This is a genomic window from Microbulbifer thermotolerans (genome assembly GCF_001617625.1).
Taxonomy (GTDB): domain Bacteria; phylum Pseudomonadota; class Gammaproteobacteria; order Pseudomonadales; family Cellvibrionaceae; genus Microbulbifer; species Microbulbifer thermotolerans.
Map to the genome: position 1 here is coordinate 103,389 of NZ_CP014864.1, position 13,566 is coordinate 116,954.

The window sequence follows — 13,566 nt, forward strand, 5'->3', positions numbered from 1 at the left end:
GATCTAAACTCGCGGATAGGAGAGCGAGGCAGCGGCGTGACGGGAAAATATATTACCACGATTGGTCTTACAGACAATTTCTATTGGTCTGATGGCGAGAGGTGGCAGGTTGCCGTGCCTGACGGCATAGGCGGTCAGGGTACCTGCCGGCATAGCTCCAGCCAGCGCTCGATACCTGTACTGCGGTACTTCTGCCGGTGCAGGGCGAAATAGAACTCGCGGGAAAAATCCCGCTGTGGTACCGGCAATTCCACCAGGGCGCCGCGCTTCAACGCATCGGTCAGTGATACCCTGGAAAGGCAGCTGATACCCAGCCCGGCTTCCACCGCGCGTTTGATGGCCTCGGTATGCTGTAGTTCCAGCCGGATGCACAGGTGTGGCAGCAGGCCCGCCATGGCGCGCTCGAAGGTCTGGCGGGTGCCGGAACCGGATTCCCGCGCGATCCAGGTGGCGGCGACCAGATCCCGGTCGGACAGGCGTTTGCGCCCGGCCAGTGGATGCGTCGGTGCGCAGAACACCACCAATTCATCGCCGCGCCAGGGAATCATTTCCAAGTCCGGATGATTCAGCTCCCCTTCAATCAGGCCGAGATCCAGCTCGAAGTTAAGGACACCCTCCGCAATGGCGGCGGTGTTGGCTACTTCCAGTTCCACCCGCGCACCCGGCTGTTCCTCCATATAGCGCGCCATGACCCCTGCGGCCAAGTAGTTGCCTATGGTTAAAGTGGCGCCAATCTTCAGCCGTCCCAGGTCCCGGTGGCCGGCCAGGGTCTGTTCCAGCTCCCGCGCCCGCTCCAGCAGTTCCTCGGCTCGCGGCCACAGCTGCCGGCCCAGCTCATTGAGTCGCAGGCGCTTGCCCGTGCGTTCGAACAGGCGCAGCTCGAACTGCTGCTCGAACTCTTTGAGCGCTGTGGAGGCGGCGGACTGGGACATGTTGAGGCTCTCCGCCGCGCGGCTGACATTTTGGTAGTGGGCGCAGGCGAGAAAGACTTCCAGCTGGCGGAGGGAGTAGCGCAAAGGGGGCTTCCTAATTCATCGGAATAATCGATAAGCAGTATCGAAATATCCCATTTCGTCAATAGATATTCCAGGGCTAAAATTCAACCACTAAGAGAATTTTGGAATAAATGGTTCTATATATATGTCTAATTTGAATATAGAAAAGGTGCTCGAAGTACACCACTGGAACGACACCCTGTTTAGTTTCAAGACCAGCCGCGACCCCGGTTTCCGCTTCGAGAACGGCCATTTTACGATGATCGGCCTGCCACAGGAAAACGGCCGTCCGTTATTGCGCGCTTATTCAATTGCCAGTGCCAACTATGAGGATCAACTGGAGTTCTTCAGCATCAAGGTGCCGGATGGTCCGCTTACCTCACAGCTGCAGAAGATCAAACCCGGTGACGAAATCTTCGTCGGCCGCAAGCCCACCGGCACCCTGGTGGCGGACCACCTGCTGCCCGGCAAGCGCCTGTGGCTGCTGTCCACCGGCACAGGCCTGGCGCCCTTCCTCAGCATCATTAAGGACCCGGATGTCTACGAGCGTTTCGATCAGGTGATTCTGACCCACGGTGTGCGCTTTGTGTCAGAACTGGCCTATCAGGATCATATTCAGAACCAGCTGCCGAACCACGAATACTTCGGAGAGATGATCCGCGAGCAGTTGCTCTACTACCCCACGGTGACTCGCGAGCCCTACCGGAACAACGGCCGCCTGACCGACCTGATGTTGTCCGGCAAGATCTTCCAGGACCTGGGTCTCCCTCAGCCAAATGTTGAAGAAGACCGCTTTATGCTCTGCGGCAGCCCGGCCATGCTTAAGGATCTGACCGGCATACTGGACAACTGGGGTTTCCGCGAGACCCGCGCCGGCGTGCCCCACGAATACGTGATCGAGCGGGCATTTGTAGAGAAATAACCCCTTTCCCAAAGCGCGGCACAGCGCCGCGCTCCTCCACATGTGACCCCCCCGGAACCGTACATCAACGACGCTGCCAATCTATGATGACCTTGTAGTTGTGCGATCACAGCCATGGCCTCTTCATGCGTAAACACCACCGGTAGGCGCCGCCCCCGAGTGGTCTTTTCAAAATGCAAATTACCGAGCTCCATGCCCAGAAACTGTTTGTAAAGAAAGACCACGGCATTGAGAGCGGTCTTCTGCGTGTTAAGACTTACCGAACGCCGGGTGGCCAGGTGCCCCAGCCAAGCATCCACTTCCGCCGCGCCCATATCCTCAGGGCGACGCATTTGATGAAAACGAATAAAGTCCCTCACCCAAAAGCAATAGGTTTTCTCTGTGCGGTATGACAGATAACGGGACCGTATAAAAGCCCGGAAGCGGTCCATGAAGCGGGTAGGACGATTTGGAATTGGAGGGGGAATATCATTCATAGGCTGTTCCTTGCCTGATAACTGTTTATTTATACAGTATTCTATATTCGTAACCAACCTGCAGAAAAGATTTCGGTCGTCGAGGCCGATATTTGTGAAACACGAGCGAAAATGGCAGAAGGGCCCAACGAAATCATAGAGTTACAACGGGCATTGAAAATGTGGATATGAGTCGTGAAGACTGTATTCCACAATTGGCACCATCGAGCCACTTTTGGCCGAGGCTTGACGTATCAGGGGATTCAGAGCATTCTGGCGTTAATTACGCCTTGGGATATGGGGCGCGGGGAAATTGGTCCTTGGGGCTACGATATAAATGTTAATTTTCTAAGAGTAGCCATGCCTTACAAGAGTATTATTAGATCTGGTGTAGTGATTTTTTTAGTCGTTGCTGCTTACTATGTTGGCGAGCAGCGGGGGTTCAAGCGGGGTATAGAAATTTCTGCAGTTTTTGCTTCATCGGGAAGGTCAGCAGATGAAGCAAACATGATTGCTCTTCTTCTCGGATATGCGAGGCGGGGGGAAGAAGAAAAAATGTATGAATGGGGTGAAAAGTTCATTGTTCAGAACATGGATACATACAACAGTCTTCAAAGTGTGCTCGCTACAGAGTCTGCGGCAATAAAAGGTACAAGGCTCTATGATGTGCTTGATCTAATGGTCAACTCATATCCATACAGTACAACGGAATATTACATAGAAACATACATTGAGGCGGGCAAGAACTCCTCGGCCAGCCCCGAAAATTAACCAGGCCAGTCAAGCTCGCCCACCCCCTTCGGGGCTGGGCTGGACAGCCTACGCTCCGCTTCGGCTGCCCTTGCTGGCAACGTTAGCCCCACGAAACAAGGACAAGGAAAATTATGAGATCTGTTGTTATCGAATTACAACAAGATGCAATGGATAAATCTGTAAGAACTTCAGATTTATTGCGAAAGGCCTACGTTGTAGCTCGCAAGTTAAAACTATCAGAGTTTCTTGAGTGGATTGAAAATGAACTCAACGGCTATAAAGGCGAGGTCCCCGAGTACCGTATGGCAAAAGGCCAGATTCGTGGCTGGAATCCGTATAACGGCTGGATTCCATTAATGTTCGAAGATCCAGCGGAGGGCGAGGCCTTGTCAGAGAGGGCGTGTGGCCAATCCATAGCCGAGCTTGAGCACCTAATAGAGAATGGTAGTTCTAAATCCACTTTGCATATGCCTTACCCTCAGAAAATACAGAGACAGCTTAGTCAAGGTTTCGGGTTTGAAACGGAAGTCAGCCTGTTTGTTGGTCAATCAGCATTAATTCGTGTAATTGATTCTGTCAGGAATGTTGTTTTGAATTGGGCTCTAAAATTGGAAGAGGATGGAATACTTGGAGAGGGGCTGTCTTTTTCAGAGAAAGAGAAAAGTAGCGCTACTTCAATCCCGCAGAGTATCAATAATTTTTACGGATCAGTTCATGCGCCGCAAATTCAGCAGGGCAACCAAACAGCAATTCAGGTGTCCTCAACTATAAATGCAGATTCACAAGCCATTACCGAATTTATAAATGAGCTTAAGAATAATATTGAGCAATTGGGCTTGCCTCTAGATTCTAAGGCTGAGCTGAGTTCAGAAATAGCTACTGTTGAGGCACAGTTACAATCGCCAAAACCTAAAACGGTTATAGTGAAGGAGAGTCTAAAAACCATCCGCACTGTACTTGAAAGTGCCAGTGGTTCTGCGGCAGGACAGATGCTAATTGAGCTAGGCAAAATGGTAATGGGCTAACAAGGCCAGCCAGAGGGACCAAAAACCGCCGCTTCGCTCTGGTTTTCGGCCCCTGCTGGCGGCGTTATACCTAAAGTCGAATATCGAATATGGAAGAAATATTCAAAGTAATTTCAGAAAAGCCAGAGTACGCAGCATGGGTATTTGGTCTCATAAATGCGTTATGGTTAGCTTTCTTATACTTTAACAAGAAGAGGCATGAACGCGAACTTATTGCGGTTAAACAGTCTTTCGATCTTGATCTGGAAAGGCGTAAAAAAGTTTTTGAAATGAAAGCAACTCAATACGAGTCATATTTTAGGCACATTGACGCTATACATAATAAGCATCAAACCGACTACCAAGATGTGCTCACTCCTATAATGAATGAGTTTATGTCCTCATATTTACAAGCATGTGACCACAATGATGAGGCTGAAGCTACTCAGGCCACAATTCGGTTTTCTGAGCAGATATCTAAGATAACTCGCGATGGATTCCAAGAGCTTAGTGTTATCGAATCCGAGACAAATAGCTTGCGTTTAACGGCTAGTGACGAAGTTGCAGTTCTTCTTGATGAGATTAAGGAGTTATATGATCAGCTATTTGCTATTTCAGGAAAAATGATGTCTGATTTAGTTAAAATCACTATTGAAAACGACCAAGAGTTAGCGGTTAAGAATCAAGCTGAACTTATGAGAGTGGGAGAGCTAGCTAAAAGCAAGGCTAAGGAACTCCGTGAGCAAATGCGCAATGACCTTAAGCAAATATAGGTATAACAAAGCTGTCATAGGGACATTTTTTGCTTCGTTTCGTTTTGGGGGTGGCTTCGCCACTTTACCCCAAAACTCCACTACACAAAAAATGCCCCATACAGCGGCGTTATACATAAAAATTGACGAGTGCCATTAATGATAATTGGAACTTTTTTACGTTATTTTAAAACCTACCAGGGCATTAATTTTATACCAATAACCGACCAAGGTAATTATTGCGGACTGTTGGGTGATAATGGAATAGGGAAAAGCTCGGTACTTGAAGCGCTCGATTGTTTTTTTAATGGAAAGCAATGGAATATTAATATCGCTACGAAGAAGAGCGGTCTGACAAAAACAAAGCCCTATATTGTTCCGGTATTTCTAATTGAAAAAGACTCCCTTGATGGAAAGGCTTTAGAGCTTGCTGAAGTTCTGGATAAAATAGCAACAACATTAACTGAAGAAGAAGTTCCCTCCGCTAACCGAGGTGACTTCAAGAGTTATTCTGATTTGTTAGTTAGGGTTGGGCAAAATTATGACTTGGGCCATCATTTTGTTATCCCTCTGGGTATTGATTATCAATCTCACCCAAATATATCAATTTTTAATTGCAGTAGACTAGGCATAGAGCTTTACGGCGAGGAATATGATGGTGGAAGTCTTGATGAAAGAGGACTGGAGAAATTCAAGCCTCTGCTGGATGCTCTAAAAGCGAGTATTGAATATATACATATACCCAAGGAGATAGACCCAGAGCTTTTTACTAAACTTGAGACAAATGAGATACAGGTTTTAATGGGTGAAACCCTCCATGAAATACTAGAAGAGCGAGTTACCAGTAACCAAATTAAAGCGATTAATTCAAGCTTAAATGCATTTATAAAATCTCTGGAAAATGAGCTAGACGGATATTCCTATAGAACTCCGACTGATAGGCAGAAAAATTTACGAAGAAACGACGTCTACAACCTTATTATTGAGGCATTTTTTAATATAAGAAATCTTCATAAAAAAGAAGGAAAACATTGGCTTGAAATCGGTGAACTTAGCTCTGGAGAGAAACAAAAGGCAATTATAGATGTTGCACACAAATTGTTACTTCATCATAGAAAAAGTGGTAATAATTTGATTATTGCTATCGACGAGCCTGAATCCTCACTACATATGTCTGCATGTTTTGATCAGTTCGATGCGCTCTATGAAATCAGCAAAACCTGTAAGCAAGTCTTGTTTTCTTCACACTGGTACGGATTCCTTCCAACAATAGAATCTGGTTCAGTAACGGTAATATCCCGACAAAAAGATGGGCATGTATTTGATCTTGTTAATCTGGCTAACTATCGAGAGCAGATAAAGCAAATGACCAGAGAGTCGCGAAGGCGGCTGCCATATGACATTAGGCTAAAAAGTATCAATGATTTTGTTCAATCTGTGATTACAAGCTCAATAGGTGATAATCCATTTAGTTGGATAATTTGCGAGGGAACCACAGAAAGAATTTATCTTGAGTATTATTTCAAAGACCTGATGGAAAATAATAGGCTTCGGATTGTTCCAGTGGGTGGAGCCGGAGAGATAAAGCGCCTATATAGCCATCTGTCCACTTCATATGAAGATTTCAAGGAAGAAATATCTGGGAGCATCATCTTGATTTCAGATACAGATGCCCAGCTAGTGAGCTATGAAACTAAAAACTTCGAAAAACTCTACTGTAAGCGTATTGTAAATTGCGAGGCTGAAAGAAAAACAAAATTAGTAAATATTGGCTCAAATCCAGTCTCCCCTAGAACCGAAATTGAACATTGTTTAAACGGAGTTTATTTTCTTGATGCACTGAAGTCTTTTATAGATGGCGAAGATCATGTTTTGGCATTTTTATCAGATATCGAAGCCTCAGGAGAGAATGACAGCTACTTTACTCTAGATCTTAAGCCAAGTCAGCAGAAGGCTTTGGATTCATTCTTGGATTCGGATAACAACAAATACTTAGTGGCAAATAAATATATTGAGTTACTTCCAGATCAAAGTCATACCCCTGAGTGGTTGGATGCCATTAGAGAATGGTTGACGTAAAATGTATAACAAGCGCGTCAATTAGGATGCTCGCAAACTTGCACCTATTACGCGGGTAAGTTGGGCGGCAATTGAGTGTGTTGCGCCATGTGGAGGATGAGTGGAGTTCTTTGCTAATAAATTTAATGGAAAATTTCTACGTAACGTTTTGCCTGACGAAACTGTTGATGTGGATTTTGTGCGCGCAGCTATCGCATACGGTAGCGACGCGTCGACCTTGATTGAAAACTGCCTTAGCAACCGGCACAGGCTCGACATTTGGATGCGTTACGACCACACCGTGCCAGTCGCACCTCATCTTCTGAGGAAATTGCTCGCCGGGGCATCATCAAACATTTTTTGCTCTCTGGTACCCGATGTGCTCCATTCCAAGGTGATTTGGTGGAAGGGATACGGCGCATACGTGGGTTCAGCCAACCTAACCGACAGGGCGTGGGTTACCAATATTGAGTTCGGAGTTTTTCTCTCGGAGCCCGAGCTTGATGAATCGGGCGGGCTCGAGGAAATTAGACTTTTTTTTGAGCAGTTAGAAAATTGTGACGCAGCGTTGCCGCTGACTTTGGAAATTGTCGAGGAACAGGAGCAACTCCAAAAGCTGAGACAAGACAGGCTTCACGCAATTGACTCAGAGTCTAAACGGCATCGCAGCATCGAAACGTGGGGTGGTCCTGCCGAAGTCGCTTCACGCAAGAAGGCAATCGAAGCTGGTAGAGAAAAGTTTATTAAAGAATGGGCCGAAGGGCTTACTTTCCTTCGAGCACTAGCTGAAAAGGCTCCTAAATATCGTCCCAGATGGATGAATGAAGATGTTCCTGCTGCCTGGCAAGCCGATCAGTTTTTGCACGCCTACTACTACAACGAGGTTGTAGATGGAGTTCGTCATCCATTTGAAGAGTTCTATTTGAAGAATCGATCCGATCCAATAGGTGCTTCCGATCGGGCATTGCGCTGGTGGTCGGGACTGGTAGAGCCACCATCCCATGAAGACGAAAATTGTCATGTACGGGCACCGATCATTCGGGAGTTTCTGGCGAAAGGAAGGATTAAGGAATTAGCTTTAGAGGAATTCGTTCGCGTCTGCCAGGCTAACCACTCCACAATGGATCATGTGAGAAGGATGCGCCTCGACACCTTAGGAGTCAAAGAAGAAGCAGACGAGCTGGCAAGAGGGGCTGCATTCGCTACATGGCTTTGGGGCAAGCGGAATCAACAGGGCGAATCAGTCGTAGATCTTCTCCAGTTCGTGCTGGATGGTGGTGGCTCATCGGATTTACCACGCCGCATTTTCGAGGCTACCCGTTCCGAGGGGCGAAGATTTCCCCATTTCGGCATAAACCAAGTTGCGGAGATCGCGGGTTGGGCTCGGCCTGAACTGGCTCCACCACGTAACGGGCGAACTAGCAAGGGCTTGCGGGCGTTGGGGTTTGATGTTCGCATCTATTGACAGCAGGTTTAGGCTCGAGTCAGCGCCGCCCAACAAAGCGCTGTTGCCGGACTGGTTTTCCGCTGCGCTCCAAACCAGCCGCAAAGCGTGGCGTTATCTCAACCAAGATTCGTGGCTGTAAAAGGAGAAATTTATGCCTGAATTATGCCGTTTCCTTGGAATTGTTATTTACATGTATCGTGAAATAGGCGGTAGGCATCACTATCCCCATATTCACGCATCATACGGTGATAACAAGGCGGTTTTCAATATTGAAACCGCTGAGCTCATGGAAGGAAAATTCCCAAGAAAAGAGAGGAAACTTGTTGAGGCATGGATTGAGTTGAGAAAAGACAAGCTGAGGCTTAACTGGTCAAGTCTTAATGTTCCCAGCGGCAATCCGACGTTCTTCAAAATTGAACCATTACAGTGAGGTTTCTAATGGCTGATCTAGACGCGATGACCATCACCAATTTCAAGTTGGTTGGAAACTATACGATTGAAATAACTTTCAAAGATGGAAAAGTTCAAACAATAAATTTTGAACCAGTAATTGGAAAAGGCTGGATGAAACAGCTTTTAGATCAAAATTATTTTAATAAGGTCAAACTTAATGACGGGGGAAATCTTGAGTGGCCAGATGGACAGGATTTCAATCCTGAAGCACTTTATGAGTGGGAGCGCTTTGAAAAATTGTACATTGAAGATGCCCGGCGCCAGTAGTAGGCCCAAGAGATAACAAAGTGCTACACCGTACGGCCAACGCTATGCACCTTTGTGCTGGTCTCTTCGCTCCCATTGTCGCACAAAGGTGTATAGCGCTGGCCGCCGGTGAGCACGGCGTTATGTGTTCTAGGTAAAACGTGATGGGAATAGAGTCGTTAATCCCGTTTGGCCTCGATACTGAAAGTGAGCAACTAGTAGATGTTGGGAGCGTAAAACGGGGTAATGCCTGTGGGTGCATTTGCCCGTCTTGTAAAACACCTCTGGTCGCAAGGCATGGCGATGAAAAAGAATGGCATTTCGCTCACCGTAGCCAGAAAGTACACAATGAGACACGGAAGGAATGTGAGTACTCATTTGCCGTATCTGTCCGACTAATGATTCGGCAACTATCCAATGATGGCCTGAAGTTTAGAACCCCGCGGCTCGAACGCTCGTTGCCAGCATTTAGTGAACACTCTTATGAGTCAGCTGATTTTTGTTATCTCGTAGCCGATCAGTCTCTATTGACATTAGAGCAAGTAGAGGTTGGAGTTCAGTTTTGTGGGGTTACTGTAGATGTGCTAGGGCTCGTTGAAGGCGTTCCCTTTGTCGTGTTTGTCACCTACAGGGAAAGGAACCTACCTTCAGATTTAAAAAATCCGTCAATTATCAAGTGTGGCGTAGTTGAGCTCAATGTCAATGCTGTGCCGAGGTTGTTCAAACAAGTAGAGAAAGGGCAGTACAAAGAAGTGCTTCGTAGGTATATAGAAGATGAAACGGAGGGTAAAACGTGGGCTTATCACCCACGTGAGCTGAGACTGAGAGAAGCTGCTATAGCAAAGCGCCAGGCGTGGTTGCTAAAGCAAAAGACTGAAGCAATGGCAACTGCTGCCAATAGTAAACGTCTAAATGGTTCATGGAAATCGATGGTCTCCAGTTCCTCTATAGAAGGCTATAAGTCGCCAGAGCGTATCATTGGGAAATATATTTGCGTGATCTGTAAGAGTACATGGGAAGGAACTTCTAGGGTGTGTAAAAAATGCAATACCCATTTATATACTACCGAAAGAGAGTAGTGATTGGCATGAAACATAACACGTCGCTCCATCCGACGTCAGGCCGCGACGCGGCCTTTCTCGGCTGAGCTTCGCGTTATGCAAGGTAAGCAATGAAACTTGGTTTCAAGTAATAAAGCATCTCAGCCGGCGCAGAATAGTCGCAAAGGATTGTTACGTTAGTGGCCGCTGGCAGTATACATAACTCCGAATAATATGGAGCGGCGAAATTATTTTCTCTTTGCATGAAATGACTTTCTCATCGCAGGTCCGTCGGAAAACTATTGCAAAGCCTGGCTGTCTGGCAGGGTCAAGACATCTTCTCAGGAGTACCGGCAAGAATTTGCGCAATCCGCCTGGCTCTCCCTGCAGAAGTGGCTGCGGAAAAGGTGGGCTGGTTGAACTTGAAGGTCTGGCCAAAAGTTCCCTGATTTTTATGCGGATTTCACGAAAACTCAAATCCGAAAAGCCCGGTTTTTAATGGTTATCGAGACGGGTAGTCTACGCACTCCGTTCTTTTTTATACATGGAGCTAGCAAATGTTCTCCCGCAGAGTGATATCCGCGATTTTCCTTGCCGGTGCAGCGGCATTGGCCAATGCAGATGACCACAGCACCGGTTCTCTGGTAAAAGTCATGTCCGCGGAAGAAGTGGAATGGGGTTATCTGAACCCTTTGCGGGGAGCGCTGAGTCCCGGAGCTGCGGATCTCTGGGGTGATCGTACCGGCGGCAGTGCCACAGGTATGCTGGTCCGGTTCAAGAAGGGGTTCGAGTCACCGCCCCACATCCATAACATCACTTATCGCGGTATCGTTATTGAAGGGCTGATGCACAACGATGACCCGTCCGCGGCAAAAATGTGGATGCCACCCGGTTCCTTCTGGACCCAGCCCGCCGGTGAGGACCACACAACTGCAGCCAATGGCGAGACCAATCTGATCTATCTGGAGATCGACTCAGGCCCATATCTTGTAATGCCATCTGACGAGCAATTTGATAACGGGGAGCGGCCGCTCAACCTGCATGCCGACAACATGGTCTGGCAGGATAACAGTGACCTTTACTCAATCCAGGCAGACAAGGCGGAAGCTACCCAGCTCTGGCGCAGCACTGCCAATATGAACGGATCCATGATCAAACTGAACGCCGGCTTCAAAGGCGAACTGACTACAGAAGCGAGTGAGTTTCGCGCGGTGGTGATTGGAGGGGAGATCAGCTATGGCGCCCGTGGCCTGGACAAGCCAAAACTGCTTGAAGCCGGAAGTTATATTGAATCTACCGGTGACTACACCCATCAGTTTGTCAATAACAGTGATGGAGAAGTAACCATTTACATCCGCACTGACGGCCGCTATACCGTGCAGTAAAACTCTGCTGAAAGAAGCCAGTGAGTCGACGCCCAGGGGAAGGGCGCTTTCACACGTTTATAGGCAATAAACATATTTAATTTAGGGAGCCTCTGATTAATTCACTTCCTGACGGTAAAAATTCTTTGAAGCCAGATGAGAAGCTCAGGTGATAGGCTGGCCATTTCGAAACCGTCGGATACAGGGGAGTACTCGTGCGTTTTCGAAATGGCCAGCCTATTGCCTGAGCGCCCCGGAACCTACCATAGTGTTCACGCGAATTAATCAGAGGCTCCCTAGTATCCGGTCTATTACCTCGACAATCGCCCGGCACTTCTGATTATTCAGTGCGTCCGGGTGCGGCGGTGCGAAACTGCCCTTGTCGTTGTCAAAATAAAGGCCTGAGGCATTGGCGAATTCGTCTGAAAGGGCTGCCCGGGTGAGCACATCTGCCCCAATGGACAGGCTTTTTCCGGCAATGCCAAAACCTTCTTTAACCATCTTGGAGGCCAGCAGGGAGCCAGGATTCACCGCAATAAACGCGGGCCCCCGGCTGCCAAGGGAGGTGGCCAGTGCGTTGTTCCACATGGTCAGTGCCAGTTTGCTCTGGGCGTAGGCGGGCATGTCGTCCAGCAGGCGTTTTTCGCCCGTAAGGGCGTCAAGCTCCACCGGTGCCTGGGCCGCGGAAGACAGGTTGACCACCCGAGAACCCGGCCCCATAAGTGGCATAAGACGCCTGGTCAGCAGGTAGGGGGCGATGGTATTCACCGCAAAACGCACATCCAGGCCGTCCCGGGTAATCGTCTCGGGAACCCGCATGACGCCTGCATTATTGATAAGCACGTCCAGCCGGTCATGGCCTTTGACGATGGCATCCGCCAGGGTATCCACTTCAGCCAGACGGGACAGGTCCGCATTATAGGTGTAGATCCGCCCCGTGCCTGTACCCTTTGCCAGGGTTGCTTCTGTCGCCGCCAGCTTCTCGGCATTTCTTCCGTGCAACAGCAGTGTATGGCCCTCTGCATAGAGGCGCTTTGCGGTTTCCAGGCCGATACCATCGGTGGCGCCGGTAATCAGGATTATCTTGTTCATTGTTGGAGTCCTTCTGCAGGGAATTCAGGTAACAGCTCTTCAGCCAGGTACAGTAGGGTCTGTTCAATATCCGCCTGGTTGAAGCGCAGGTTCAGTGCTACGTGGTTTACGCCGATGTCTTCCAGTGATTTCAGGTAAGTCTTCAGGAACGCCATGCCGGACCGGAAGCCCAGGTGAATAGGCTGTGGCGGTGCCTCGGGATCTGCCAGCAAATCGATGTACAGGGATTGCATTACCGGCTTTGACGATTCAGGTCCACCGGGAATGCCGGCGCGCCAGGAACTCACCACACTTGCCTGGTCTTCAATGGTGCGCGGGTAGGTGATCAGCCCGTCGGTGTGACTCGCGCCCCATTGGGGTGTCTGCTGGCTGCCGCCAGTAATCAGCATGGGAATCTTTCCGGCTGTTGGCTTGGGCAGCAGGTCCATCTCGCCATTGGTCCGGCCATAACGGTTGTCCAATGCCGGCGCAGTGCGGGCCATTTCACGGATGTACCGGAAACTCTCCCGGAAACGCTCGCCCCGGTTTTCGTAGGTTTCGTTGAGGGCAGGGTATTCATCCGGCCGGTCGCCGGAGGCAATTCCCAGAATCAACCGGCCACCGGAAAGCTGGTCCACACTGGCCGCAGTTTTGGCCACATGGGCCGGGTGCCGGAGCGGCAGGATCATGCTGGCGACCCCCAGGGCGATGCTTTGTGTTTGCCCCGCGAGAAAACCCAGGTAAACAAACGGATCAAAGATCTGGCCGGCATCTCCGAACGAGGGCACATTGAACGGCACATCCCGCAACCACAGGGCGGAAAAACCGGCCTGCTCGGCCAGTTGCGCCCGCTCAAGGTGTCGCGCCATGGACGCTACGGGTTCCATGGCGTGGTTTTCCAGGGGGCTGATCAGGCCAATGGTCAACCGGTTCGGCTGGAAAACCCGGTTGTAACCCCGGTTGATCCGGGGAAACGTCTTTGCGCTCTCGTTGACTGCCGTCATTT

At 49.0% G+C, this 13,566-nt stretch carries 13 protein-coding genes and 1 pseudogene; 10 read left to right on the plus strand and 4 right to left on the minus strand.

Going from position 1 to position 13,566, the window contains the following annotated elements; genetic code table 11:
- Positions 1–134: 134 nt before the first annotated feature.
- Positions 135–1,016, minus strand: coding sequence for a LysR family transcriptional regulator (locus A3224_RS00445; protein ID WP_067150011.1), 882 nt, complete (start codon positions 1,014–1,016; stop codon positions 135–137).
- 124 nt (positions 1,017–1,140) lie between these two features.
- On the opposite strand from A3224_RS00445, the gene A3224_RS00450 reads away from it, so the two are divergent.
- Entirely contained in the window at positions 1,141–1,917 is a 777-nt protein-coding gene (locus tag A3224_RS00450) for a ferredoxin--NADP reductase (protein WP_067150014.1), read from the plus strand.
- Between the two features lie 245 nt (positions 1,918–2,162).
- Here A3224_RS00450 and A3224_RS17580 read toward each other — a convergent pair.
- A pseudogene (locus tag A3224_RS17580) lies at positions 2,163–2,393 on the minus strand (site-specific integrase); the annotation flags it as partial.
- 174 nt (positions 2,394–2,567) lie between these two features.
- Between A3224_RS17580 and A3224_RS00460 the strand changes: the two are divergent.
- The 9 genes from A3224_RS00460 to A3224_RS00500 all read left to right on the plus strand — a co-directional run bounded on the left by A3224_RS00460 (position 2,568) and on the right by A3224_RS00500 (position 11,510).
- A complete protein-coding gene (locus A3224_RS00460) occupies positions 2,568–3,143 on the plus strand; it encodes a hypothetical protein (RefSeq protein ID WP_156481399.1) in 576 nt (191 codons plus the stop codon).
- Between the two features lie 113 nt (positions 3,144–3,256).
- Positions 3,257–4,150, plus strand: coding sequence for an AbiTii domain-containing protein (locus A3224_RS00465; protein ID WP_156481400.1), 894 nt, complete (start codon positions 3,257–3,259; stop codon positions 4,148–4,150).
- A gap of 89 nt (positions 4,151–4,239) precedes the next feature.
- Positions 4,240–4,902 (plus strand): hypothetical protein, encoded by a 663-nt coding sequence (locus A3224_RS00470; RefSeq protein ID WP_067150031.1) that lies wholly within the window; start codon positions 4,240–4,242, stop codon positions 4,900–4,902.
- 138 nt (positions 4,903–5,040) lie between these two features.
- Positions 5,041–6,960, plus strand: a complete 1,920-nt coding sequence (locus tag A3224_RS00475) for an AAA family ATPase (RefSeq protein WP_067150034.1) — start codon at positions 5,041–5,043, stop codon at positions 6,958–6,960.
- A 100-nt stretch (positions 6,961–7,060) separates the two neighbouring features.
- Complete coding sequence (locus A3224_RS00480) at positions 7,061–8,404, plus strand: phospholipase D-like domain-containing protein (RefSeq protein WP_067150038.1); 1,344 nt, start codon at positions 7,061–7,063, stop codon at positions 8,402–8,404.
- A gap of 133 nt (positions 8,405–8,537) precedes the next feature.
- Positions 8,538–8,816, plus strand: a complete 279-nt coding sequence (locus tag A3224_RS00485; RefSeq protein WP_067150041.1) for a DUF4160 domain-containing protein — start codon at positions 8,538–8,540, stop codon at positions 8,814–8,816.
- Positions 8,817–8,824: 8 nt separating this feature from the next.
- The gene (locus tag A3224_RS00490; RefSeq protein WP_067150044.1) at positions 8,825–9,106 is read left to right on the plus strand and encodes a DUF2442 domain-containing protein; all 282 of its coding nucleotides are present in this window, start codon (positions 8,825–8,827) and stop codon (positions 9,104–9,106) included.
- Positions 9,107–9,249: 143 nt separating this feature from the next.
- Entirely contained in the window at positions 9,250–10,164 is a 915-nt protein-coding gene (locus A3224_RS00495; protein ID WP_156481401.1) for a competence protein CoiA family protein, read from the plus strand.
- A 518-nt stretch (positions 10,165–10,682) separates the two neighbouring features.
- Positions 10,683–11,510, plus strand: a complete 828-nt coding sequence (locus A3224_RS00500; protein ID WP_067150047.1) for a DUF4437 domain-containing protein — start codon at positions 10,683–10,685, stop codon at positions 11,508–11,510.
- Positions 11,511–11,774: 264 nt separating this feature from the next.
- Here A3224_RS00500 and A3224_RS00505 read toward each other — a convergent pair whose 3' ends face one another.
- Together A3224_RS00505 and A3224_RS00510 are read right to left on the minus strand one after the other, a co-directional pair.
- Entirely contained in the window at positions 11,775–12,581 is an 807-nt protein-coding gene (locus A3224_RS00505; RefSeq protein WP_067150048.1) for an SDR family NAD(P)-dependent oxidoreductase, read from the minus strand.
- Positions 12,578–13,564, minus strand: a complete 987-nt coding sequence (locus A3224_RS00510; RefSeq protein ID WP_067150049.1) for an LLM class oxidoreductase — start codon at positions 13,562–13,564, stop codon at positions 12,578–12,580. The genes A3224_RS00505 and A3224_RS00510 overlap by 4 nt, the downstream gene beginning before the upstream one ends.
- Positions 13,565–13,566 lie beyond the last annotated feature (2 nt).

Bases quoted from the DNA above. Each gene is read 5' to 3' on its own strand.
- A3224_RS00450 (WP_067150014.1), top strand. From the start codon at position 1,141: ATGTCTAATTTGAATATAGAAAAGGTGCTCGAAGTACACCACTGGAAC.
- A3224_RS00465 (WP_156481400.1), top strand. From the start codon at position 3,257: ATGAGATCTGTTGTTATCGAATTACAACAAGATGCAATGGATAAATCT.
- A3224_RS00470 (WP_067150031.1), top strand. From the start codon at position 4,240: ATGGAAGAAATATTCAAAGTAATTTCAGAAAAGCCAGAGTACGCAGCA.
- A3224_RS00475 (WP_067150034.1), top strand. From the start codon at position 5,041: ATGATAATTGGAACTTTTTTACGTTATTTTAAAACCTACCAGGGCATT.
- A3224_RS00485 (WP_067150041.1), top strand. From the start codon at position 8,538: ATGCCTGAATTATGCCGTTTCCTTGGAATTGTTATTTACATGTATCGT.
- A3224_RS00490 (WP_067150044.1), top strand. From the start codon at position 8,825: ATGGCTGATCTAGACGCGATGACCATCACCAATTTCAAGTTGGTTGGA.
- A3224_RS00495 (WP_156481401.1), top strand. From the start codon at position 9,250: ATGGGAATAGAGTCGTTAATCCCGTTTGGCCTCGATACTGAAAGTGAG.
- A3224_RS00500 (WP_067150047.1), top strand. From the start codon at position 10,683: ATGTTCTCCCGCAGAGTGATATCCGCGATTTTCCTTGCCGGTGCAGCG.
- A3224_RS00505 (WP_067150048.1), bottom strand. From the start codon at position 12,581: ATGAACAAGATAATCCTGATTACCGGCGCCACCGATGGTATCGGCCTG.
- A3224_RS00510 (WP_067150049.1), bottom strand. From the start codon at position 13,564: ATGACGGCAGTCAACGAGAGCGCAAAGACGTTTCCCCGGATCAACCGG.